Annotated in this window: 20 protein-coding genes; 14 read left to right on the forward strand and 6 right to left on the reverse strand. The window is 71.9% G+C overall.

Translation table 11 applies throughout. The features are described from left to right. Positions 1-60: 60 nt before the first annotated feature. From rsmA to IE177_RS00540, 7 genes are all read left to right on the forward strand, one after another. Complete coding sequence (rsmA, locus tag IE177_RS00510) at positions 61-966, forward strand: 16S rRNA (adenine(1518)-N(6)/adenine(1519)-N(6))-dimethyltransferase RsmA (RefSeq protein ID WP_190012657.1); 906 nt, start codon at positions 61-63, stop codon at positions 964-966. Further along, positions 963-1,859 carry a 4-(cytidine 5'-diphospho)-2-C-methyl-D-erythritol kinase gene (locus tag IE177_RS00515; RefSeq protein WP_190012658.1) on the forward strand — a complete coding sequence of 299 codons (897 nt, stop codon included), beginning with the start codon at positions 963-965 and terminating at the stop codon, positions 1,857-1,859. The genes rsmA and IE177_RS00515 overlap by 4 nt, the downstream gene beginning before the upstream one ends. Before the next feature lie 342 nt (positions 1,860-2,201). After that, positions 2,202-3,458, forward strand: coding sequence for an ankyrin repeat domain-containing protein (locus tag IE177_RS00520; protein ID WP_190012659.1), 1,257 nt, complete (start codon positions 2,202-2,204; stop codon positions 3,456-3,458). Between the two features lie 47 nt (positions 3,459-3,505). Next, positions 3,506-5,314 (forward strand): ABC-F family ATP-binding cassette domain-containing protein, encoded by a 1,809-nt coding sequence (locus IE177_RS00525; RefSeq protein WP_190012660.1) that lies wholly within the window; start codon positions 3,506-3,508, stop codon positions 5,312-5,314. 259 nt (positions 5,315-5,573) lie between these two features. Beyond that, entirely contained in the window at positions 5,574-7,415 is a 1,842-nt protein-coding gene (locus tag IE177_RS00530) for an outer membrane protein assembly factor BamB family protein (RefSeq protein WP_190012661.1), read from the forward strand. A 94-nt stretch (positions 7,416-7,509) separates the two neighbouring features. Continuing rightward, on the forward strand, positions 7,510-9,489 hold the full coding sequence (locus tag IE177_RS00535) for an outer membrane protein assembly factor BamB family protein (RefSeq protein ID WP_190012662.1): 1,980 nt from the start codon (positions 7,510-7,512) through the stop codon (positions 9,487-9,489). Between the two features lie 220 nt (positions 9,490-9,709). Beyond that, positions 9,710-10,396: a helix-turn-helix transcriptional regulator gene (locus IE177_RS00540; protein WP_190012663.1), complete on the forward strand. Its 687-nt coding sequence runs from the start codon at positions 9,710-9,712 to the stop codon at positions 10,394-10,396. Positions 10,397-10,533: 137 nt separating this feature from the next. On the opposite strand, the gene IE177_RS00545 is transcribed toward IE177_RS00540, so the two are convergent. Continuing rightward, positions 10,534-10,887: a hypothetical protein gene (locus tag IE177_RS00545; protein ID WP_190012664.1), complete on the reverse strand. Its 354-nt coding sequence runs from the start codon at positions 10,885-10,887 to the stop codon at positions 10,534-10,536. A 21-nt stretch (positions 10,888-10,908) separates the two neighbouring features. Then, positions 10,909-12,600 carry a sodium:solute symporter family protein gene (locus IE177_RS00550; protein WP_190012665.1) on the reverse strand — a complete coding sequence of 564 codons (1,692 nt, stop codon included), beginning with the start codon at positions 12,598-12,600 and terminating at the stop codon, positions 10,909-10,911. Between the two features lie 179 nt (positions 12,601-12,779). Here IE177_RS00550 and galT point away from each other — a divergent pair, with 179 nt between their 5' ends. From galT to galK, 3 genes are read left to right on the forward strand one after another with little or no spacing between them, the layout of a single operon-like run. Next, positions 12,780-13,841, forward strand: a complete 1,062-nt coding sequence (gene galT, locus IE177_RS00555; RefSeq protein WP_190012666.1) for a galactose-1-phosphate uridylyltransferase — start codon at positions 12,780-12,782, stop codon at positions 13,839-13,841. Further along, positions 13,838-14,800, forward strand: a complete 963-nt coding sequence (galE, locus tag IE177_RS00560) for a UDP-glucose 4-epimerase GalE (protein ID WP_190012667.1) — start codon at positions 13,838-13,840, stop codon at positions 14,798-14,800. Before galT ends, galE begins: the two co-directional genes overlap by 4 nt. After that, positions 14,801-15,967, forward strand: a complete 1,167-nt coding sequence (gene galK, locus IE177_RS00565; RefSeq protein ID WP_229815839.1) for a galactokinase — start codon at positions 14,801-14,803, stop codon at positions 15,965-15,967. Between the two features lie 3 nt (positions 15,968-15,970). Here galK and IE177_RS00570 read toward each other — a convergent pair whose 3' ends face one another. Further along, positions 15,971-16,426 carry a GNAT family N-acetyltransferase gene (locus tag IE177_RS00570; RefSeq protein ID WP_190012668.1) on the reverse strand — a complete coding sequence of 152 codons (456 nt, stop codon included), beginning with the start codon at positions 16,424-16,426 and terminating at the stop codon, positions 15,971-15,973. A 306-nt stretch (positions 16,427-16,732) separates the two neighbouring features. On the opposite strand from IE177_RS00570, the gene IE177_RS00575 reads away from it, so the two are divergent. After that, positions 16,733-17,506, forward strand: a complete 774-nt coding sequence (locus IE177_RS00575; protein ID WP_190012669.1) for a LuxR C-terminal-related transcriptional regulator — start codon at positions 16,733-16,735, stop codon at positions 17,504-17,506. On the opposite strand, the gene tamR is transcribed toward IE177_RS00575, so the two are convergent. After that, positions 17,465-17,962 (reverse strand): MarR family transcriptional regulator TamR, encoded by a 498-nt coding sequence (tamR, locus tag IE177_RS00580; protein WP_190012670.1) that lies wholly within the window; start codon positions 17,960-17,962, stop codon positions 17,465-17,467. The two genes, IE177_RS00575 and tamR, sit on opposite strands and share 42 nt — an antisense overlap. Positions 17,963-18,051: 89 nt before the next feature. On the opposite strand from tamR, the gene IE177_RS00585 reads away from it, so the two are divergent. Together IE177_RS00585 and IE177_RS00590 are read left to right on the forward strand one after the other, a co-directional pair. Continuing rightward, positions 18,052-18,876: a trans-aconitate 2-methyltransferase gene (locus IE177_RS00585; RefSeq protein WP_190012671.1), complete on the forward strand. Its 825-nt coding sequence runs from the start codon at positions 18,052-18,054 to the stop codon at positions 18,874-18,876. 2 nt (positions 18,877-18,878) lie between these two features. After that, positions 18,879-19,238, forward strand: coding sequence for a VOC family protein (locus IE177_RS00590; RefSeq protein WP_190012672.1), 360 nt, complete (start codon positions 18,879-18,881; stop codon positions 19,236-19,238). A 6-nt stretch (positions 19,239-19,244) separates the two neighbouring features. On the opposite strand, the gene IE177_RS00595 is transcribed toward IE177_RS00590, so the two are convergent. Continuing rightward, positions 19,245-19,922: a TetR/AcrR family transcriptional regulator gene (locus tag IE177_RS00595; protein ID WP_190012673.1), complete on the reverse strand. Its 678-nt coding sequence runs from the start codon at positions 19,920-19,922 to the stop codon at positions 19,245-19,247. Further along, the gene (locus tag IE177_RS00600) at positions 19,919-20,926 is read right to left on the reverse strand and encodes an acyl-CoA desaturase (RefSeq protein ID WP_190012674.1); all 1,008 of its coding nucleotides are present in this window, start codon (positions 20,924-20,926) and stop codon (positions 19,919-19,921) included. The genes IE177_RS00595 and IE177_RS00600 overlap by 4 nt, the downstream gene beginning before the upstream one ends. Before the next feature lie 303 nt (positions 20,927-21,229). Between IE177_RS00600 and ppc the strand changes: the two genes are divergently transcribed. Continuing rightward, positions 21,230-23,962, forward strand: a complete 2,733-nt coding sequence (ppc, locus tag IE177_RS00605; protein ID WP_190012675.1) for a phosphoenolpyruvate carboxylase — start codon at positions 21,230-21,232, stop codon at positions 23,960-23,962. The last annotated feature ends 39 nt before the right edge of the window (positions 23,963-24,001 follow it).

Here is a 24,001-nt window from a genome sequence, read left to right on the forward strand (position 1 = left end):
GGGTGCTGCCGCGCAGGGCACCTGGCAGACCCCGCATCCGCACCCCCGTACCCTTGTCCCGTGACCAGCCCCACCCCCGACGCCCTCCTCGGCCCGGCCGACATCCGTGAGCTCGCGTCAGCGCTCGGTGTCCGTCCCACCAAGCAGCGCGGCCAGAACTTCGTGATCGACGCCAACACGGTCCGCCGTATCGTCCGCACCGCCGGGGTCCGTCCCGACGACGTGGTCGTCGAGGTCGGCCCGGGGCTCGGCTCCCTCACCCTCGCGCTGCTGGAGGCCGCCGACCGGGTCACCGCGGTCGAGATCGACGACGTACTGGCCGCCGCGCTGCCCGCCACGATCGCGGCCCGCATGCCGGAGCGCGCCGACCGGTTCGCCCTGGTCCACTCCGACGCGATGCACGTCGCCGAGCTGCCCGGTCCGCAGCCGACCGCCCTGGTGGCGAACCTCCCCTACAACGTCGCCGTGCCCGTGCTGCTGCACATGCTCGACACCTTCCCCGGCATCGAGCGGACCCTGGTGATGGTGCAGTCCGAGGTCGCCGACCGGCTCGCCGCCGCGCCCGGCTCAAAGGTGTACGGCGTGCCGTCGGTCAAGGCCAACTGGTACGCCGAGGTGAAGCGGGCCGGGGCCATCGGCCGCAACGTCTTCTGGCCCGCGCCGAACGTCGACAGCGGGCTCGTGTCGCTGGTCCGGCGGACCGAGCCGATCAACACCACGGCGTCCAAGGCGGAGGTCTTCGCGGTCGTCGACGCGGCGTTCGCGCAGCGCCGCAAGACCCTGCGGGCGGCCCTGGCCGGCTGGGCCGGATCCGCGGCGGCGGCCGAGGCGGCCCTGGTCGCGGCCGGCGTCTCGCCGCAGGCGCGCGGGGAGTCGCTGACCGTGGAGGAGTTCGCGCGGATCGCCGAGGCCGCGCCGTCACGGGGTGCGGCCCCGGCGACCCCCGACGAGGAGGCCGGCGAGTGAGCGTGACGGTCCGCGTCCCCGCGAAGGTCAACGTCCAGCTCGCGGTCGGCGCCGCCCGCCCCGACGGGTTCCACGACCTCGCCAACGTCTTCCTCGCGGTCGGCCTGTACGACGAGGTGACGGTGACCCCGGCCGAGGAACTCCGGGTCACCTGCGAGGGCCCGGACGCCGGCCAGGTCCCGCTGGACCACACCAACCTCGCCGCCCGCGCGGCCGTCGCCCTCGCCCGGCGCCGGGGCATCGAACCGGCCGTGCACATCCACATCGCCAAGGACATCCCCGTCGCCGGGGGCATGGCGGGCGGCAGCGCGGACGGCGCGGGCGCCCTCCTCGCCTGCGACGCGCTGTGGGCCACGGGCGCCCCCCGGGCCGAACTCCTCGCCGTCTGCGCCGAGCTGGGCAGCGACGTGCCGTTCAGCCTGGTGGGCGGGGCGGCCCTCGGTGTGGGACGCGGGGAGCGGCTGACGGCCCTGGAGACCGGCGGCGGCTTCCACTGGGTCTTCGCGATGGCCGAGCGCGGGCTGTCGACCCCGGCGGTGTTCCGGGAGTTCGACCGGCTCGCGGAGGGCCGACGGATCCCCGAGCCGGTGGCCTCGCGGGAACTGCTCCAGGCGCTGGCCGCGGGGGACGCCGAGGCGCTGGCCGCCGCCGTTTCCAACGACCTCCAGCCGGCCGCCCTCTCCCTCTTCCCGGAACTCGCGGACACACTGGAGGCCGGGCGCGCGGGCGGCGCGCTGACCGCGCTGGTCTCCGGCTCCGGACCCACCACCGCCTTCCTCGCGCGGGACGCAGAGTCGGCGGAGAAGGTGGCGCAGACCCTGCGCGCGTCCGGCACGTGCCGCACGGTACGGACGGCGACGGGACCGGTACCGGGGGCGACGGTCCTGCCGTAGCGGGACCGGCCTCCGGCGCGGATCCCGCCGGGGGCGGGAAGCGCGGGGCACGCTCGGGCACGGGATCCTGTGCCGGAGGAGCCGGAGGAGCCGGAGGAGCCGGAGAAGCCGGAGGAGCCGGAGAAGCCGGAAGGCGGCGGGTGCGACCGTTCCGCCGTGCCGGCCGGACTCGACCTGGGCGCGGCCACGCCGGGGCCGGTGCGACGCGGGCGCAAGGACGTGGGAGCACGTGCCGGACGGCGCGGACCGTGGCGGGCGCGAACCTCGTGCCGCGGTGGACCTGTCACCGGTGCCCGGTCCGCGGGCACGACGGGGGACGACGGGACGAAGGGGGACGTGGGCATGGGGGCCGACGAGGACGGGCGGCTCGTCGTGGCCGTCCGGCGAGGGGACGCCGAGCAGGTCCGCGACCTGTTGCACGACGGCGCCGACCCGGACACGTGCGACGGGAACGGGGGCGCACCCGTGCTCTGCCTGGCGATCTCCGCGTACGACGAAACGGTGGCCGAGGCCCTGGTGGAGGCCGGAGCCGATCCGCTGCGCAGGCTGTCCGACGGGAGCACCCCGCTGCTGCGCGCCGTCGACAGCGGCTCGCTCCCGCTGACGCGGGCGGTCCTCCCCGAGATCGTGCGCCGCCCCGGCCCCGCCCGCGACGAACTGCTGGACCGTGCCCGCCTCCGGGCGCGGACGACCGCGGAGGACGAACTGCGCCGCCGCACCGGTTCGCCGGATCCGATACGGCGCACGCGGCACGTGGACGCGACCGGCAGCCGGTACGAGCGGCTCGCCCTCGGCGACAGCACCCTGTGCGACGGACAGCAGGCGATCCTCACCGCCGTCGAGGCGCATCTCGGAGTGAGCGCCTCCTTCGACGAGCTGCTCGCGCGCGCCCGGCCGTACCCGGACCGGGAGCACGTGGTCTGGTGCGAGTCGGTGTCCGTGCTCGGCCACCGGCTGGACGACGGCACCTGGGACGCGGCCACCGCCCTGAGCCGCGACCCCGACCCGCTGAACCGCCTGTTCGGCGCCGACGTCCTGCTGATGACGCTCGTGTCCGACGCGTCCGGCCGGCACGCCCCCTACCTGGACCGGGCGGCCGAGCTCGTCCCCTGGGCGCGCCGGGAGCGGGACACCGACGTGCTCGACGTCCTGCTCAACGGGCTGACGTGGGCCGGCGGCCCGGGCGCCGAGGCCGTCGGCCTGTCGCACCTCGCGCACCCGGACCCCCGCATCCGTGGCTGGGTGCCGGACCTGCTGGACACCGACGTCCGCCCGCTCCGCCCGGAGAGCCTGGCCGCCGTCCTCACCCTCCTGCGGGACCCGGACGCCGACGTCCGCCACCGGACGTGCCACCGGCTGGCGCACCACCGCGGCCCCGAGCCGGAGATCGGGGACGCGCTGCTCGCGCTGACCCGGGACGAGCGGCAGGACACCCGGGCCTGGGCCGTCGCCGGCCTCGCCGCCCGCGACGACCCGCGCTGTCTGGAGGCCGAGCGTCACATCGGACCCGTCGAGACGGGCACGGTGGACGAGTGGCTGCCGCTGACGGCGGTCTGGCACTACCGGCGGCGCATGGAGCGGCAGGAAAGCGAAGGCTGACCTCCGACTACCCTGGACGGGCGATCCATCCCCGGGGCAGGAGTGAAATGGCCGTCAACCTGGTCAATGTCGAGAACGTCAGCAAGGTCTACGGCACCCGTGCCCTGCTGGACGGCGTCTCGCTCGGTGTGTCGGAAGGGGACCGCATCGGGGTCGTCGGCCGCAACGGCGACGGCAAGACCACCCTCATCCGGATGCTCGCCAAACTGGAGGAGGCCGACACCGGACGCGTCACCCACTCCGGCGGGCTGCGGCTCGGCGTGCTCACCCAGCACGACTCCCTCGACCCGGCCGCCACCGTCCGCCACGAGGTCATCGGCGACATGGCCGACCACGAGTGGGCCGGCAACGCCAAGGTCAGGGACGTGCTGACCGGTCTCTTCGGCGGGCTGGACCTGCCCGGCTTCCCCAAGGGGCTCGACACCGTCATCGGGCCGCTCTCCGGCGGAGAGCGGCGCCGCATCGCGCTGGCCAAGCTGCTCATCGAGGAGCAGGACCTGCTCGTCCTCGACGAGCCCACCAACCACCTCGACGTCGAGGGCATCGCCTGGCTCGCCGAGCACCTGAGAACGCGCCGCTCGGCGCTGGTGTGCGTGACGCACGACCGCTGGTTCCTGGACCAGGTCTGCACCCGCATGTGGGACGTGCAGCGCGGCGACGTCTACGAGTACGAGGGCGGCTACTCCGACTACGTCTTCGCGCGGGCCGAACGCGAGCGGATCGCGGCCACCGAGGAGGCCAAGCGGCAGAACCTGATCCGCAAGGAGCTGGCCTGGCTGCGGCGCGGCGCACCCGCCCGCACCTCCAAGCCCCGCTTCCGCGTCGAGGCCGCCAACGAGCTGATCGCGGACGTGCCGCCGCCCCGCGACAGCAGCGAGCTGATGAAGTTCGCCTCCTCGCGGCTGGGCAAGACGGTGTTCGACCTGGAGGACGTCACCGTGCAGGCCGGGCCCAAGGTGCTGCTCGAGCACGTCACCTGGCAGCTCGGGCCCGGCGACCGCGTCGGCCTCGTCGGCGTCAACGGCGCCGGGAAGACCTCGCTGCTGCGGGCCATGGCGGACGCGGCCGCGACCGAGGGGGAGGCCCAGCCCGCCGCCGGGCGCGTCGCCGTCGGCCGGACCGTCAAGCTCGCCTACCTCTCCCAGGAGGTGGCCGAACTCGACCCGGCCTTGCGGGTGCTGGAGGCGGTGCAGCAGGTCCGCGAGCGCGTGGACCTCGGCAAGGGGCGTGAGATGACCGCCGGCCAGCTGTGCGAGACCTTCGGCTTCGGCAAGGAGAAGCAGTGGACGCCGGTCGGGGACCTGTCGGGCGGTGAGCGCAGGCGGCTCCAGCTCCTGCGCCTGCTCATGGACGAGCCCAACGTCCTCTTCCTCGACGAGCCGACGAACGACCTCGACATCGAGACCCTGACCCAGCTGGAGGACCTGCTCGACGGCTGGCCGGGCTCGATGATCGTCATCTCCCACGACCGGTTCTTCGTCGAGCGCACCACCGACCGGGTGTTCGCGCTCCTCGGCGACGGCACGCTGCGGATGCTGCCGCGCGGCATCGACGAGTACCTGGAGCGGCGCCGGAACATGGAGGAGGCGGTCGCCGCCCGGGCCGCCTCCGCGGCGCCCAAGCCGGTCACCCAGGAGAAGAGCGCCGCCGACCAGCGCGCCGCCAAGAAGGAACTACAGAAGATCGAGCGGCAGTTGGACAAGGTCTCCGAGAAGGAGTCCAGACTGCACGCCCAGATCGCCGAGAACGCCACCGACTTCGCCAAGGTGGCCGAGCTGGACGCCCAGTTGCGTGACCTCGCCGGGGAGCGCGAGGAACTGGAGCTGCGCTGGCTGGAACTGGCGGAGGACGCGTAACACGAAGGCACCCGGCGCGCGCGGCTTGATTCAGGCGGCGCGCGCCGTTGTTGCGCGCGCCGCGTGAAGGGGGAGTGAAGGCGCGTAACGGCGGCATCACGGGCCGGTTCTCCCTTGGGAACAGCGGCGGATCCGGAACCGGGGACCGTCGGTGCCGGGTGATAGAAAGAGCCTTCTGAGAACAGTCTGAGTACGACCTTGGGTCCGTCACGAACCTCGGGGCGTGGCTAAAAATCAGTGAACGAGGGGGAGAGCGCTGATGACTCAGCCGCCCAACCAGCCGCCGCAGGGTGGTTTCGGAGCGCCGCAGGACCAGCCGCCGCAGGACCAGCCACCGCAGGGCGGAGGCTTCGGTGCCCCGCAGCCGCCCCCGGCGCCGGGTGGCTTCGGCGCCCCGCAGACACCTCCGGCGCAGGGTGGTTTCGGTGCCCCGCAGACGCCGCCCCCGCCCCCGTCGCAGCCGCCCGCCGGACCCCCGCAGCCCCAGCCGGGCTACGGCTACCCGCAGCAGCCCGGCCCCTACGGCGCTCCCACCGCCCCCGCCGCCCCGGGCCCCTACGGTTACCCGCAGCAGCCGCAGCCCCAGCCCGGCCCGTACGCGTCGGCGCCGCAGCCCGGCTACGGCTACGCGCAGCAGCCGCCGTACCCGGGCGCACCCGGCGCGCCGGACGGCAACAGGCCGGCCTCCAGGAAGAAGCCGGCGCTGATCATCGGCGCCGCCGCGGCCGCGCTGCTCGTCATCGGCGGCACGGTGTACGCGGTCACCAGTGGCGACGACGGCGGTGGCGGCGGGAAGAAGCCCGTCGCCCAGCACAGCGACGACCCCAAGCACTCCACCTCCCCGTCCCCCAGCGCGTCCAGCGGCGGCGAGGACCCGGACCACCTCAACGACGGCCGGCAGGCCGGTGACGCGAAGGTGCTCTGGTACAAGCCCGCCCCGGACGCCCCGGGTTCCGGCGCCGACGCGCCCGGCATGTGGATCAGCGGCGGCACGGCGGTGAAGGCGGCGTACAAGCAGGTCTTCGCCTATGGCGCCGCCGACGGCAGCACCGCCTGGGGGCCGATCGACTTCCCGCAGAAGATCTGCGCGAGCACCACGAACGCGTCGTCCGACGGCAAGATCGTCGTGGCGTACATGAACAGCGGCGGCGACCGCGCGAAGTGCAACCAGCTGCAGCAGATCGACCTGAAGACCGGCGAGAAGGGCTGGAGCGGCGAGGTCGCCGACGGCGGACTGTTCGACAGCGCGCTCAACGTCGAGCTCACCGTGACCGGCAAGACGCTGCTGGTGAGCCGTTCGCAGTCCGGCACCGCGTACGACATCGACAGCGGCAAGAAGCTGTACGACAAGAAGAAGTACGGCGCCGCCTGCTTCCCGACCGCCTACGCGGGCGGCACGAACCGGCTCGTCCAGGTGGCCTCCTGCGGCGCCGGCACGGGCAACGAGCACGACGAGATCCAGGAACTCGACCCGGCCACCGGCAAGGTGAAGTGGACCCAGGCCGTCAAGAAGGGCTGGGAGGTGAGCCGGACCTACTCCGTCGACCCGCTCGTGGTCTACCTGACCAACCGGGACAAGAAGGCCTGGAACATCTCCACGTTCACCGACAAGGGCAAGTTCCGTTCCGAGGTCAAGGTCGACGAGAAGTTCGCCCCCCGCTGCGGCTGGGCGATCCTCGAGCGGGACCTCCAGGGCTGCCAGGGCGTCGCGGTCGACGCCAACACGCTCTACCTGCCCACGGACGCCACCACCAGCGCCAACGAGATCGTGGCGATCAGCCTCGCCGACGGCAAGGCGAAGTGGCGGGTGAAGTCCCCGGCGGACGAGCCGATGGCCCCGCTGAAGGTCGAGGGCGGCAAGCTCATCGCCTACGTGCAGCCGTCGTACGACGCGGGCGGCCAGGTCGTGTCCATCCCGGTCACCGGTTCCTCCCACAAGACCACGCGGCTGCTGCAGAACCCGCAGGGCGCCGCCGACGTGGAGAACACCTTCTACGACGGTGCCGTCGACTGGGTCGACGGGCGGCTCTTCATCTCCTCCGGCCGGCTGTCCGGCAACGACGACTCCAAGGAGAAGCTGATGATGGCCTTCGGCGACTGAGCCGGGCCCACGTCCCTTCGCCTTCGCCTTCGCACCGAGTCCCGCGTCCCTTCCGCCGTCCGGCCTTCAGAGTTCTGCCGAGGTATCCGCTCCCATGACCCAGCCGCCCCCTCCGCCGCCCAACCAGCCCCCGCAGCAGGGCGGGTTCGGCCCCCCGGCCCCCCAGACCCCGCCGCCGGCCCCGCAGACCGCGCCCCAAGGCCAGCCGCCGGCGCCCGCGGACCAGCCGCCCGCGCCCCCGGCTGCCCCGGCCCCCGCGGGCCCGCCCGCGCCGCAGCCCCCCGCGCCCCAGGCGCCGGCTCCCCAGGCCCCGGCGGCCCCGCCCGCGCCCCCCGCGCAGTCGCCGCAGCCCGGTTACGGCTACCCGCAGCCCGCACCGGCCCCGCAGCCGCCGCAGCCGCAGCCCGGCTACGGCTACCCGGGCGCGCAGCAGTACCCGTACGCCCAGCAGCCCCCGGCCTACGGTCAGCAGCCCGCCGGCTACGGCGCCCAGCCGCCGAACCCCTACACGCAGCCGACGCAGCCCATGCAGGCCGCCCAGCCGGGTTACGGCTACGGCTTCCCGGGCCAGCCGCCGACCGTGCCGATGCAGTCCCAGCCGGGGCAGAGCGGCGGGCGCAACAACACCGTGCTGTTCATCGTGGTGGCGGCGGTCGTCGCCATCGCCCTGATAGTCGGCGGCGGCATCTGGTACGCCAAGTCCTCCGGCGACGACGGCAAGAAGCACGAGACCGCCTCCTCCAGCGGCGGCACGGGCGGCAAGAACGGCACGGGCGGCACCACGGGCGGCTCCGGCGGCACGTCCGGCGGCGGCAAGGAGAAGGTGCCCGCCGACCCCGCGTCCAAGATGATCTTCAACGTGCCGCTGCCCAAGGCGAACGACACGGTCGTCACCGAGGGCTCGTGGCTGACGGACAAGGTGTACGCCAAGAGCGGCATCGCCGAGATCGTCGGCTACGACCCCGACAAGGGCACCAAGCTGTGGACCCTCAAGCTGCCCGGCCCGGTGTGCGCGGCCAGCGACCACGTCACCACGGACAACAAGACGGCGATCACCTTCCAGCCGAAGATGCCGGCGAAGAACTCCTCCGCGGGCTGCAGCCAGATCGCCGGGATCGACCTCGACGCGGGCAAGAAGCTGTGGACGAAGACGGTCAAGTCCGGTGACTACGCGCTCACCTTCCAGAACGTGACGGTCTCCCAGCACACCGTCGCGGTCGGCAGCACCAACGGCGGCGCCGCGTTCGACATCGACTCCGGCGCCTCCCTGTGGCAGCCGAAGCCGGACGACAACTGCTACGACGCCGGCTACGGCGGCGGCGCCAAGCTGGTCGCGGTGCGCAAGTGCGGCGAGTACGACAACCGGCAGCTGCACATCCAGAACATCGACCCCAAGACGGGGAAGGTGATCTCCGAGTACAAGATGCCCGCGGGCGTCGAGTACGCCTCCGTCGTCTCCACCGACCCGCTGGTGGTGGCCGCCGACGTCGGCGACAGCGCGGGCGACGGCAGCGGCGTCTCGGACTACTTCTCCATCGACACCAGGACCGGCAAGCTGCTCACCCGCATCTCCGCGCCCGGTGACACCTACGGGGGCCGCTGCGACGGCATCATGCGCATCGAGGCCTGCAAGCAGATCGTCGCCGGCAACGGCAAGCTCTACCTGCCGACCGAGGAGCACGACGGCAAGGGCGCCTCGTACAGCAAGACGAACGAGATCATCGCCTTCGACCTGAACACCGGCAAGCAGACCGGCCAGCGCGCCGAGGCCGGCGACGGCTACATCCTGTCCCCGCTGCGCATGGACGGCGGCAACCTGATCGCCTACAAGCGGCCGCCGTACGACAAGGGCGGGCAGGTCGTCAGTATCGACGGCGGCAGCTTCAAGGAGACCAAGCTGCTGGAGAACCCGGCCGACCGGAGCGTGCGGGACGCGGAGACCGGCCTGCTGCCGGAGTACGCGGAGATCCTCTACGCGCAGGGCCGCCTCTACATGTCGGCGGTGTTCGCCCACAAGACGAGCTCGGCGTACGGCAAGGAGTACCTGGTGGTGGCGTTCGGCGCGGGCGGCTGACCGCCCGCCGGCGGCGCCGCCCGCCTCGCCCGAATGGGTGACTTACCGAGAAGTGCCCCGGATTTCATCGATCCGGGGCACTTCTCATCAATAGGGGCAGCGCGGGGTCGAACAAGCGTGTAGCTTCCGGGGGCATGAAGGGCGAGGTGCCGGGGGGCCCTCTGTCGTTGCGGACCGTGGGCGTCCATAGTGGGGCGTCCATGGGGGGACTGGGGGGTCTATGGCAGTGCGGCTCATGGTCGTCGACGATCACCGACTGCTCGCGGAGGCGCTGGCGTCGGCGCTGAAGCTGCGCGGGCACCGGGTGCTCGCCGCGGCGGCGCCGGCCGCGGGCGCGGCGGACCTGGTGATCGCGCGGGCGCCGGAGGTGTGCCTGCTGGGCACGGCGGCACCGGCCGAGCCGGGGGTGTTCGATCCGGTGGTGAAGATCAAGCGGGACCGGCCGCAGGTGGCGGTGCTGGTGCTGGGCCCGGTGCCGTCCCCGCGGGGCATCGCGGCGGCCTTCGCCGCGGGCGCCTCCGGCTACGTACGGCACGACGAGCGGATCGAGGGCGTGGAGCGGGCCATCATGAAGGCCCGGGCGGGGGAGGCGGCGGTGGCACCGCAGCTGCTGCAGAGCGCGTTCGGCGAGCTGCTCAATCCCGCGGTGCAGCCCGACGACGAGGCCCAGCGGCTGCTGCGCCTGCTCACTCCGCGGGAGGTGGAGGTGCTGGTGAGGGTCGCCGACGGCGAGGACACGCGGCTGATCGCCGCGGGCATGGGCATCGCGCCCAGCACCGCCCGTACGCACGTGCAGCGGGTGCTGATGAAGCTGGGCGTGGGCTCCCGTCTGGAGGCAGCGGCCCTGGCCGCCCGCACCGGCCTCCTGGACCGCGCGGCCCCCTGCCTGGACACCGGCCCCGCCTGACAGCCACAGCACCCGGCGCGCCCCCGCGCAGCCGGGGGCCACCCTTTCCAGGGGCGCGGGGAACTGCGCGCCCGGCCCCCACGCACCCGCGGACGGGCACGACGCCCCCGCGGCCGGGCAACCGGGCACGGCGGCGACTACGCCGACTCCTTCTCCTCCGGCAACCCCTCCGGAGGAACCGGCGGCGGGGTCGGCCGCAGCTTCAGCCAGGCCAGGAAGAAGATGCCCAGCAGCAGCATCCCGATCCCGGTCCACAGGTTGATGTTGACGCCCTGCGCCTTGTCGATGGCGGACTGGGAGTCGGTGATGCCGACGATCGTGACGATGACGCCGTAGACGACGAACAGGCCGCCGATGATGCGGCGCAGGTCGAAGATGCGGGCGGCGGTCGCCGACTTGGTCTCCAGGTCGGCGACGTCACGCGAGAGGTCGCTCTCGGTGTAGTGGTGGTGCCGGCCGGGGTGGTCGGCGTGTCCGGGCTGTTCGCTCATGATTTCCTCGGTCCTCCCGCGTCAGAACGAGAACGGGATGTAGCAGGCGGCGGCGAGCACGACCGCGCCCCAGCCCAGCAGGGCCGGCTTGCGGTACCAGGCGTCGTCGCCGGGGGCGGGGGGCTCGGCCATGCCGGGGGAGCGGGTGCCGTAGACCAGGCCCTGCAGCTCCTCGGCCGGCTTCGGCCTGGTGAACAGGGACACGGCGAACATGACGATCGCACCGGCGACGAAGCCGGCGATCGCGGAGACGAAGTTGGCGCCCTGGTCGGAGGGGAGCGAGATGATGCCCTTCTTGTAGAAGACGAAGTAGTTGACCATCGCGGTCACGGTGCCGGCGAGCAGTCCCCAGAAGCCGGCCTTGGCGGACGCCCGCTTCCAGAACATGCCGACGATGAAGACGACGAACATCGGCACGTTGAAGAAGGAGAACAGCGTCTGCAGGTACGACATGATGTTCGAGAACGAGGACGCCAGGAACGCCGTGCCGATGGAGGCGCAGACGCCGATGACGGTGATCAGGCGGCCGAAGCGGACGTAGTACCCGTCCTCGCGGCCCGGCACCACGTACTTCTCCCAGATGTCGGTGGTGAACACCGTGTTGAACGACGAGACGTTCGCCGCCATGCCCGCCATGAAGGCCGCCAGCAGGCCGGTGACCGCGATGCCGAGCACGCCGTTGGGCAGCAGCTCCTGCATCAGGTAGGGGATGGCGTCGTTGTACTGGTAGCCGGAGCCGGCGGTGCCGAAGTTCGGGATGAGCGCGGCGGCGACCAGGCCGGGGATCATCACCAGGAAGACGATGAAGATCTTCGGGTAGGCGGCGATCAGCGGCGTCCGCTGCCCCGCCGACAGGTTCTTCGCGGACAGGGCGCGCTGCACCTCGGCGAAGTTGGTGGTCCAGTAGCCGAAGGACAGCACGAAGCCGAGGCCGAGGACGATGGTCAGCCAGTTGGCGCCGAGCGGGTTGGCGCTCCCGATGCCGGTGCCGCCCCAGGCGGTGGTGAAGTTCTGCCCGTGGGTGGCGGTGAGCTTGTCGGTCAGGCCGTTCCAGCCGCCGACCTTCTTCAGGCCGAGCACGGTGATCGGGATGAGGGCGGCGAGGATCACGAAGAACTGCAGCACCTCGTTGTAGATCGCCGAGGACAGGCCGCCCAGGGTGATGTAGGCGAGGACGAAGGCGCCGGCGACCACGATGGCCACCCACTGCGGCCAGCCGAGCAGGGCCTCGACGACGATCGCGAGGGCGTAGAGGTTGACTCCGGCGATCAGGATGGCGGCGAACGCGAACAGGATCGAACTGAGCAGGTGGGCGGCCCGGTCGAAGCGCAGCAGCAGGAACTCGGGGACCGAGCGGACCTTGCTGCCGTAGTAGAAGGGCATCATCACCAGGCCCAGGAAGACCATGGCGGGGATGGCGCCGATCCAGTACCAGTGCACGGTGTAGGCGCCGTACTGGGCGCTGTTCGCGGCCATGCCCAGGATCTCGGTGGCGGCCAGGTTCGCGGAGATGAAGGCCAGGCCGGTGATCCAGGCGGGCAGCGAGCGTCCCGAGAGGAAGAAGTCGAGGCTGGTCTTGACCGAGCGGCGGGCCGCGAAGCCGATGCCGAGCACGACGACGAAGTAGATCGCCAGGATCGTGTAGTCCAGCCAGTTGGTGGGGAGCCGTAGCTCCGCCGCCAAGTAGGTGTGGCCGTATGTGGGGGTTTGCATGAGAACTCGCTTCGTTGCGCGAACTGATCAGTGCGGAACCTACGCCTTTACGTTCGGGATTTGAACACTTCTGATGGTGTTCTTTGTTTGATTGTGATGAGCCACGGGTGTTGTCGGGTTGTGATCTGTTATGTTTGATTGTGTTGAGTGATTGGTGCGGGGGCTAGAAGGAGTCCGGCGTGAAGAAGACCTCGACCCGGCTGGCCGACGGCCGTGAGCTGATCTACTACGACCTCCGGGACGACATCGTGCGGGACGCCGCCGACCACCGCCCGCTGGACCGTACGGTCACCACCTCCGAGATCCGCCGCGACCCGCTGCTCGGCGACTCGGTCGCCGTCGCCTCGCACCGGCAGGGCCGCACCTACCACCCACCGGCCGACGAGTGCCCCCTGTGCCCCACCCGGGACGGGAGGCTGAGCGAGATCCCGGACTCCTCGTACGACGTCGTCGTCTTCGAGAACCGCTTCCCCTCGCTCGCCGGCGACTCCGGGCGCTGCGAGGTCGTCTGCTTCACCTCCGATCACGACGCCTCCTTCGCCGACCTCACCGAGGACCAGGCGCGACTGGTGCTGGACGCGTGGACCGACCGCACGTCGGAGCTTTCGCAGCTGCCGGCCGTCGAACAGGTCTTCTGTTTCGAGAACCGCGGTGCCGAGATCGGCGTGACCCTCGGCCACCCGCACGGACAGATCTACGCCTACCCGTTCACCACCCCGCGCACCGCGCTGATGCTCCGCTCGCTCGCCGCCCACAAGGAGGCGACCGGCGGGGACAACCTGTTCGACGACGTCCTGGCGCGGGAACTCGCCGGCGAGCGCGTCGTCCTTGAGGGTGAACACTGGGCGGCGTTCGTGCCCCACGCGGCGCACTGGCCGTACGAGGTCCACCTGTACCCCAAGCGTCGCGTGCCCGACCTGCTCGCGCTCGGCGAGGCGGCACGCACAGAGTTCGCCCAGGTCTATCTGGAACTGTTGAGGCGCTTCGACCGGATCTTCGGCACGGGTGAGCCTCCGACGCCCTACATCGCGGCCTGGCACCAGGCCCCGTTCGGCGCGTCGGCGGAGTTCGACGGGGTCACGCGCGACGACTTCGCGCTCCACCTCGAGCTCTTCACCATCCGCCGTACTCCCGGCAAGCTGAAGTTTCTCGCGGGTTCCGAGTCCGGCATGAACGTGTTCATCAACGACGTGCCGCCGGAGCGCGCGGCCGAGCGACTGCGAGAGGTAGCGAGTTCATGAAGTACCTGGTCACGGGTGGCGCGGGTTACGTCGGCAGTGTCGTGGCCCAGCACCTGCTGGAGGCCGGACACGAGGTCACCGTCCTCGACAACCTTTCCACCGGCTTCCGCGAGGGCGTGCCCGCCGGCGCCGCGTTCGTCGAGGGCGACGTCCGTGACGCCGCCAAGTGGCTCGACGCCTCCTACGACGGCGTGCTGCACTTCGCCGCCTCCTCGCAGGTCGGCGAGTCGGTGGTCAAGCCGGAGAAGTACTGGGAGAACAACGTCGCCGGCAGCATGGCCCTGCTCGGCGCCATGCGCGAGGCGGGCGTGCGCACGCTGGTGTTCTCCTCCACGGCGGCGACCTACGGCGAACCGGAGCAGGTCCCCATCGTGGAGAGCGCCCCGACGCGGCCGACCAACCCCTACGGCGCCACCAAGCTCGCCGTCGACCACATGATCACCAGCGAGGCGAACGCCCACGGCCTGGCGGCCGTCAGCCTGCGCTACTTCAACGTGGCCGGCGCCTACGGCGCGTACGGTGAGCGGCACGACCCCGAGTCGCACCTGATCCCCCTGGTCCTCCAGGTCGCCCAGGGCCGCCGCGACGCGATCTCCGTCTACGGCGACGACTACCCGACCCCGGACGGCACCTGCGTGCGCGACTACATCCACGTCGCGGACCTCGCCGAGGCCCACCTGCTGGCCCTGCGGGCCGCCCGGCCGGGCGAGCACCTGATCTGCAACCTCGGCAACGGCAGCGGCTTCTCCGTCCGCGAGGTCGTCGAGACCGTCCGCAAGGTCACCGGCCACCCGGTCCCCGAGGTGGTCGCCCCGCGCCGCGGCGGCGACCCGGCGGTCCTGGTCGCCTCGGCGGACGCCGCCCGCGGGAAACTGGGCTGGAACCCGTCCCGCGCGGACCTCGCGGGCATCGTCGCGGACGCGTGGACGTTCGCGCAGAGCATCGCGAGGGAGCAGTAGATGGGGGCGTCAGTGGGGGCACAGCAGGTCGCGGAGCGCTTCGCCGAGCTGTACGGCGACCGGCCGGAGGGAGTGTGGGCGGCGCCGGGCCGGGTCAACCTGATCGGCGAGCACACCGACTACAACGACGGCTTCGTCATGCCGTTCGCACTGCCGCACCAGGCCGTCGCGGCCGTCTCCCGCCGGGACGACGGGGTGCTGCGCCTGCACTCGGCGGACATCGGGGGCGGCGTCACCGAACTGTCCCTGGACACGCTCGCCCCCGGCGTCGACCGGGAGTGGACGGCGTACCCGGCGGGCGTGGTCTGGGCCCTGCGCGAGGCGGGCCACGCGGTCACCGGCGCCGACGTCCACCTCGCCTCCACCGTCCCCACCGGCGCGGGCCTGTCCTCCTCGGCGGCCGTGGAGGTCGTCACCGCCCTCGCGCTGAACGACCTCTTCGGCCTCGGGCTCCAGCCCTGGAAGCTGGCCCGCCTGTGCCAGCGCGCCGAGAACGTCTACGTCGGCGCGCCCACCGGCATCATGGACCAGACGGCGTCGGCGTGCTGCGAACAGGGCCACGCGCTCTTCCTCGACACCCGGGACCTGTCCCAGCGGCAGATCCCCTTCGACCTCGCGGCCGAGGGGCTGCGCCTGCTGGTGGTCGACACCCAGGTCAAGCACGCGCACAGCGGCGGCGAGTACGGCAAGCGCCGGGCCGGCTGCGAGAAGGGCGCGGCCCTGCTCGGCGTCGACGCCCTCAGGGACATCCCCTACGCCGGCCTGGACGCGGCCCTCGCCCGCCTGGGCGACGAGGAGGAGGTCGTCCGCCTGGTCCGGCACGTCGTCACGGAGGACCACCGGGTCGAGCGGACCGTCGACCTGCTGCGCTCCGGCGAGACCCGCGCGATCGGCCCGGTCCTCACCGAGGGCCACGCCTCCCTGCGCGACGACTTCCGCGTCTCCTGCCCGGAACTGGACCTGGTCGTCGACACGGCCCTGTCGGCCGGCGCCCTGGGCGCCCGGATGACCGGCGGCGGCTTCGGCGGCTCGGCGATCGTCCTGACGGAGGCGACGGACGCAAACACCCTGACGAAGGCGATCCGGGAGGCCTTCACCTCCGCCGCCCTCCCGACCCCACGGCTCTTCGAAGCCGTCCCCTCACCGGGAGCCCGCCGTCTGAGCTGACGATCATCCCAGTCGCTTCGTCAGGGTGTACTCCGTGATGCCCGGGGGGTAATCGGGGATCACGCAGACCACCTCGTAGCCCTGTCTGCGGTAGAAGTGCGGGGCCTGGAAGTCCCAGGTCTCCAGGCGGGACGCCGTGCAGCCGCGGTCGGTGGACGCGATGCGCTCGGCCTCCGCGAGGAGGCGGGAGCCGAGGCCCGTGCCGCGGTGGCGGGCGTCGACCCACAGGTAGGTGACGTGCAGCCACGTCGTCCAGGTGTGGCCGACCAGGCCGCCCGCCAGATCGCCGGCCGTGTCCAGGGCCCACACGTGGAGCGGGGCCTCGCGGGCGCCGGGTGTGCCGCGCAGGGCCGCCAGCACCGCGGACGCCGCCGTGTTGGTGTCCCGCAGCCGTGAGCGGAGCAGATCACGTCGGCCCTTGTCGACTTCCGCCTCAATACGAAACATGCGGCACACCATAAACGCGTCGGACGGCCAGTTCCGTCAATCGGCTTCCGCTGCGTGCTCGCATCCGTACTCTGAGGTACGGCGCTGGTGGGGGCCGGCGCCGATCAGGGGGCGAGACAGGCGGGTACGGCCCCCGCGGTGGGGGTAACAGTCTCCGCACGGCGGCGGCCGTGCGGCGGACGTCCCCACCGCCGGGTGCCGTGTCCGCGCGGTCGTCGTTCTCCGTACCTTTTTCGGGCCTTTCCGGACCGGCCGAGCGCCGGGGCCATCCGGACCTTGGGTATCCCCTGCTCCACGCGGAGCCTGGGGAAGGGGGTTGTGGTGCGCATCCGAGTCCTGGTCGTCGACGACCACCGCATCTTCGCCGAGTCGCTCGCCGCCGCCCTGGCCGCCGAGCCCGACGTCGACGTCTTCGCCGCCGGCAGCGGCCCGGCCGCGCTGCGCTGCCTGGAGCGCGCGGCCGCCGAGGGCCGCCGGTACGACGTGCTCCTGGCCGACGCCGACCTGGGCGGCGCGCTGCCCGGGGCCCGCCCGGCGGTGCCCGTGCAGGAGGGCGACGAGGAGGGACTGGTCGACGGGATCTCGCTGGTCACGGGGGTCAGGACGGCCCAGCCCGGCGTACGGATCGTCGTCCTCGCCGAGAAGGACGACCCGCGCCGTGCGGCCCTCGCCCTGCAGGCCGGCGCCTCCGGCTGGGTCGCCAAGGACTGCTCGCTGGCCCGGCTGCTGACGGTCATCCGGGGGGTGCTGCGCGACGAGACCCATCTGCCGCCCGCCCTGCTCACCGGCGTGCTCAAGGAACTGACCGCCGCCCGCAGGCACCGCAGTGAGAGCGAACGGCTCGTGGAGTCCCTCACCCCGCGCGAGCGGGAGGTGCTGCGCTGCATGGTCGCGGGACTCGGCCGCAAGGCGGTCGCCGAACGGCTGTTCCTCTCCCCGCACACCGTGCGCACCCACATGCAGAACGTCCTCGGCAAGCTGGGCGTCCACTCAACCCTGGCCGCCGTGGCACTCGCCCGCCGGGCCGGGGTGGGGCCGGCGGACCTGGGGCTAACCGGGGATGTTGTCGAACGGGGCGGTCAACTGGCGTAGCAGGGCCGCCAGTTCCGCGCGCTGGGCGTGGGACAGCTCGCCCAGGATCGCCCGCTCCTGCTTCAGCAGCCCGGCCAGGGCCTCGTCCGCGCGGTCCCGGCCCGTGCCGGTCAGCCGCACCAGCACGCCCCGCCGGTCGCTCGGGTCGGGCAGCCTCTCCACCAGGCCCTTCTTCGCGAGCCGGTCGATCCGGTTGGTCATCGTGCCCGAGGTGACCAGGGTCTGGGTCAGCAACTGGCCGGGCGAGAGCTGATAGGGCGTGCCCGCGCGCCGCAGCGCGGTCAGCACGTCGAACTCCCAGGGCTCCAGCTGGTGCTCGGCGAAGGCGAGCCGGCGCGCGCGGTCCAGGTGCCGGGCGAGTCTGCTCACCCGGCTGAGCACTTCCAGCGGCTCCACATCGAGGTCCGGGCGCTCCCGGCGCCACGCTGCGACCAGCCGATCGACCTCGTCCTCCATGGAGATCAGTGTAGTGGTTGTGTCGACGTGAAGTCTCTTGAGATCGAGTCTCTTGACATCGAGATAATATGCCGAGGAGAGTGGTGGGCATGACGAACCCCACCTGGGACCCGGGCCAGTACCTGCGTCACGCCGGACACCGCGCCCGCCCCTTCACCGACCTGCTCGCCCGCGTCCCCGCCCTTCCCGCACAGCCGCCCGCCGGCCCGCCCCGCATCGCCGATCTCGGCTGCGGCCCCGGCAACGTCACCGTCCTGCTCGCCGAACGCTGGCCCACCGCCCGCATCACCGGCTACGACAACTCGCCCGAGATGCTCGACAAGGCCCACGTCGACCACGAGGGCCCCACCCCCGGCGGCGGCCGCCTCGACTTCGCCCACGCCGACGCCCGCACCTGGACCCCCGAGGAACCCCACGACCTGATCGTCTCCAACGCCACCCTCCAGTGGGTGCCGGGCCACCTCGACCGTTTCGCCGACTGGATCGCCGCCCTGAAACCCGGCGGCGCCCTCGCCTTCCAGGTCCCCGACAACATCGACGCCCCACTGCACGCCCTCATGCGCGAACTGGCCGCCACCCCCCGCTGGAAGCCGCGCCTGGGCGACATCCTGCGCCGCACGGACTCCGTGCACACCCCCGGCGCCTACCTGGACCGCCTCGCCCGCCTCGGCTGCGTCACCGACGTCTGGCAGACGACGTACCTCCACGTCCTCCACGGCCCGGACCCGGTCCTGGACTGGGTGAAGGGCACCGGCCTGCGCCCCGCCCTGACCGCCCTCGCCGACGACCCCGAGGCCCGCGACGCGTTCGTCGCCGAGTACCGCGACCTGCTCCGCGAGGCCTACCCGGGCGCCGCGTACGGGACCGTGCTCCCCTTCCGGCGGCTGTTCGCCGTGGCCGTGAAGGAGGCCTGAGCGTGCTCGTCGCCGTCGACCACGTACAGCTGGCCGCGCCGCCCGGCTCCGAGGACGCCCTGCGGGCGTACTACGGCGGCGTCCTCGGCATGACGGAGATCCCCAAGCCGCCGGCGCTCGCCGCACGCGGCGGCTGCTGGTTCGAGGCCGGCTTCGTCCAGCTCCACCTGGGCGTCGAAACCTGCTTCCGCCCGGCGAAGAAGGCCCACCCGGGCCTGCGGGTGGCCGGGATCGAGGCCTACGCCGCCCGGCTCACCGCGCACGGAGCACCGGTCACCTGGGACGACGGCCTCCCCGGCCACCGCCGCTTCTACTCCGAGGACCCGGTGGGCAACCGGCTGGAGTTCCTCCAGCCGCGGTGAGCCACGTCAGGCCTTGCGGTGCCCTATCAGCCGCGGCTTCGGCTCCAGCCCGTCCAGGCCGTGCCACGCCAGGTTCACCAGGTGCGCCGCCACCTCCGCCTTCTTCGGCCGGCGCACGTCCAGCCACCACTGCCCGGTCAGCGCGACCATGCCGACCAGCGCCTGCGCGTACAGCGGGGCGAGCTTCGGGTCGAAGCCCCGCGACTTGAACTCCCGACCCAGGATGTCCTCCACCTGCGTGGCGATGTCGGAGATCAGCGACGCGAAGGAACCCGTGGACTGGGGGATCGGCGAGTCACGGACCAGGATGCGGAAACCGTCCGTGTACTCCTCGATGTAGTCCAGCAGCGCGAACGCCGCCTGCTCGCACAACTCGCGGGGATGACCGGCGGTCAGCGAGCCGGTCACCATGTCCAGCAGGCGCCGCATCTCGCGGTCCACCACCACCGCGTACAGTCCCTCCTTGCCACCGAAGTGCTCGTACACCACCGGCTTGGACACCCCGGCCTTCGCCGCGATCTCCTCCACCGACGTGCCCTCGAAGCCCTTCGCGGCGAAGAGGGTGCGACCGATCTCCAGCAGCTGCTGGCGGCGCTCGGCACCGGTCATACGCGTCCGGCGGGTCCGCCGCTGCTTGTCATTGCCCGGGTTGCTGCTGGAATCGGTCGCCACGGCGTCAATCATGCCGCCTCAGCTGCCTCTTTCCGGCGCCGGGAGCCGTCCTCACCGGAGTTGCGGCGGGAATCGATACGCGAGCGTGACGGCCACCGCACGTCGTACGCCCAGCCGAACTTCTCGAACCAGCGGATCAGCCGCGCCGAGGAGTCGATCTGTCCACGCATCACCCCGTGCCGGGCCGACGTCGGGTCGGCGTGGTGCAGGTTGTGCCAGGACTCCCCGCACGACAGCACCGCCAGCCACCACACGTTGCCCGAGCGGTCCCGCGACTTGAAGGGCCGCTTGCCCACCGCGTGGCAGATCGAGTTGATCGACCACGTCACATGGTGCAACAGCGCCACCCGGACGAGTGAACCCCAGAAGAACGCGGTGAACGCGCCCCACCAGGACATCGTCACCAGCCCGCCGATCAACGGCGGAGCCGCCAGCGACACGACCGTCCACAGCACGAACTGCCGGGAGATCCGCCGGATCACCGGGTCCTTGATCAGGTCCGGTGCGTACTTGTCCTGCGGAGTCTGCTCCTCGTCGAACATCCAGGCGATGTGCGCCCACCACAGACCCTTGATCAACGCCGGGACCGTCTCCCCGAACCGCCACGGCGAGTGCGGGTCGCCCTCGGCGTCGGAGAACTTGTGGTGCCTGCGGTGGTCGGCCACCCAGCGCACCAGCGGGCCCTCGACCGCCATCGACCCCGCGATCGCCAGCGCGATCCTCAGCGGCCGCTTCGCCTTGAACGAACCATGGGTGAAGTACCGGTGGAAACCGATCGTGATGCCGTGGCACCCCAGGAAGTAGAAGAAGACCAGCAGGCCCAGATCGAGCCAGCTCACCCCCCAGCCCCAGGCCAGCGGCACGGCCGCCACCAGTGCCAGGAACGGCACCGTGATGAACAGGAGCAGCGTGATCTGCTCGATCGAACGCTTCTGCTCACCACCCAGCGTGGCGGAGGAGGAGGGTGTGTCGTCGGCCTTGTGGGCTTCTTCGATCACGTCGGAACTTGAGGTCATGCGCGTCCCCTGTGGGGTCGAGGGTCGAGATCAGGCGCCGGGCCACCGGGACCGAACGGGACTCGACGGTACTTCCCTACGGTTCCGTAACCTACGGCGTCGTAAGTATGTCAGCGTGTCGCGCGGCGGCAAGAGCCCCGGAACCTGCGCGTCCTCACGGACACCTATCCTTGGAGTCGGTCGGACAGCGCGGTCCGCTGAAGTTTCTTCCCGGACGCTCCGGCCCGTATGCGGCCCCACGCCGCGCGGCAGGCGGCCGGGTTCCCTTCCAGACGAGCTTCAACACTGCAAGGAGCCGCACCTGTGAGCAGTGCCGACGACCAGACCACCACGACCGGCAGCGAGCTGCGCGCCGACATCCGCCGCCTGGGTGATCTCCTCGGTGAGACCCTCGTCCGGCAGGAAGGCCCCGAGCTCCTGGAACTGGTCGAGAAGGTCCGCCGCCTCACCCGCGAGGACGGCGAGGCCGCCGCCGAGCTGTTGCGCGGCACCGAACTGGAGACCGCGGCCAAGCTGGTCCGCGCCTTCTCCACCTACTTCCACCTCGCCAACATCACCGAGCAGGTGCACCGCGGCCGCGAACTGCGCGCCCGGCGCGCCGCCGAGGGCGGCCTGCTCGCCCGCACCGCCGACCGCCTCAAGGACGCCGACCCCGAACACCTGCGGCAGACCGTCCAGCACCTCAACGTCCGCCCCGTGTTCACCGCACACCCCACCGAGGCCGCACGCCGGTCGGTCCTCAACAAGCTCCGGCGCATCGCCGCACTCCTGGACACCCCCGTCCTCGACTCCGACCGCCGCCGCCACGACGTCCGCCTCGCCGAGAACATCGACCTCGTCTGGCAGACCGACGAACTGCGCGTCGTACGCCCCGAACCCGCCGACGAGGCCCGCAACGCCATCTACTACCTCGACGAACTGCACGCCGACGCCGTCGGCGACGTCCTCGAGGACCTCACCGCCGAACTCGAACGCGTCGGCGTCAAGCTGCCCGACGACACCCGCCCCCTCACCTTCGGCACCTGGATCGGCGGCGACCGCGACGGCAACCCCAACGTCACCCCCCAGGTCACCTGGGACGTCCTCATCCTCCAGCACGAACACGGCATCAACGACGCCCTGGAGATGATCGACGAGCTGCGCGGCCTGCTCTCCAACTCCATCCGCTACGCCGGAGCCACCGAGGAACTGCTCGAATCCCTCCGCAGCGACCTCGAACAACTGCCCGAGATCAGCCCCCGCTACAAGCGCCTCAACGCCGAGGAGCCCTACCGGCTCAAGGCCACCTGCATCCGGCAGAAGCTCGAGAACACCAAGCAGCGCCTCGCCAAGGGCACCCCCCACGAGCCTGGCCGCGACTACCTCGGCACCGCCGAACTCCTCGACGACCTGCGCCTCGTCCAGACGTCCCTGCGCGCACACCGCGGCGGCCTCTTCGCCGACGGCCGCCTCAGCCGCACCATCCGCACCCTCGCCGCCTTCGGCCTCCAGCTCGCCACCATGGACGTCCGCGAACACGCCGACGCTCACCACCACGCCCTCGGCCAGCTCTTCGACCGCCTCGGCGAGGAGTCCTGGCGCTACGCCGACATGCCCCGCGAGTACCGGGCCAGACTCCTCGCCAAGGAACTGCGCTCCCGCCGCCCCCTCGCGCCCACCCCGGCACCCGTCGACGCGGCCGGCGCCAAGACGCTCGGCGTCTTCCGCACCGTGAGCAAGGCCCTGGAGGTCTTCGGCCCCGAGGTCATCGAGTCCTACATCATCTCCATGTGCCAGGGCGCCGACGACGTCTTCGCCGCCGCCGTCCTCGCCCGCGAGGCCGGCCTCGTCGACCTCCACGCCGGCTGGGCGAAGATCGGCATCGTCCCCCTCCTGGAGACCACCGACGAGCTCAAGGCCGCCGACACCATCCTCGAGGACATGCTCTCCGACCCGTCCTACCGGCGCCTGGTCGCGCTGCGCGGCGACGTCCAGGAGGTCATGCTCGGCTACTCCGACTCCTCCAAGTTCGGCGGCATCACCACCAGCCAGTGGGAGATCCACCGCGCCCAGCGACGCCTGCGCGACGTCGCCCACCGCTACGGCGTACGCCTGCGCCTCTTCCACGGCCGCGGCGGCACCGTCGGCCGCGGCGGCGGCCCCTCCCACAACGCCATCCTCGCCCAGCCCTGGGGCACCCTCGAGGGCGAGATCAAGGTCACCGAACAGGGCGAGGTCATCTCCGACAAGTACCTCATCCCCTCTCTCGCCCGGGAGAACCTGGAACTGACCGTCGCGGCCACCCTGCAGGCCTCCGCCCTGCACACCGCACCCCGCCAGTCCGACGAGGCACTCGCCCGCTGGGACGCCGCCATGGACGTCGTCTCCGACGCCGCCCACGCCGCCTACCGCAGGCTCGTCGAGGACCCCGACCTGCCGACGTACTTCCTCGCCTCCACGCCCGTCGACCAGCTCGCCGAGCTGCACCTGGGCTCGCGGCCCTCCCGCCGCCCCGGCTCGGGCGTCTCGCTCGACGGTCTGCGCGCCATCCCGTGGGTGTTCGGCTGGACCCAGTCCCGGCAGATCGTGCCCGGCTGGTTCGGCGTCGGCTCCGGCCTCAAGGCGCTGCGGGAAACCGGTCTGGACACCGTGCTCGGCGAGATGCACGAACAGTGGCACTTCTTCCGCAACTTCATCTCCAACGTCGAGATGACCCTCGCCAAGACCGACCTGCGCATCGCCCAGCACTACGTCGACACCCTCGTCCCCGACGAGCTCAAGCACGTCTTCGACACCATCAAGGCCGAACACGAGCTGACCGTCCGCGAGGTCCTGCGCATCACCGGTGAGGGCGCACTCCTCGAAGCCCAGCCCGAGCTGAAGCAGACCCTGGGCATCCGCGACGCCTACCTGGACCCGATCTCCTACCTCCAGGTCGCCCTGCTCAAGCGCCAGCGCGACGCGGCCGCCGAGGGAACGGACCCCGACCCGCTCCTCGCCCGCGCCCTCCTCCTCACCGTCAACGGCGTGGCGGCGGGCCTGCGCAACACCGGCTGACCGGCACGGCACCGGGCACCGCACAGCGCAGCACCGGGC

The sequence above is a fragment of the Streptomyces lucensis JCM 4490 genome (assembly GCF_014650035.1).
GTDB classification, from domain to species: Bacteria; Actinomycetota; Actinomycetes; order Streptomycetales; family Streptomycetaceae; genus Streptomyces; species Streptomyces lucensis.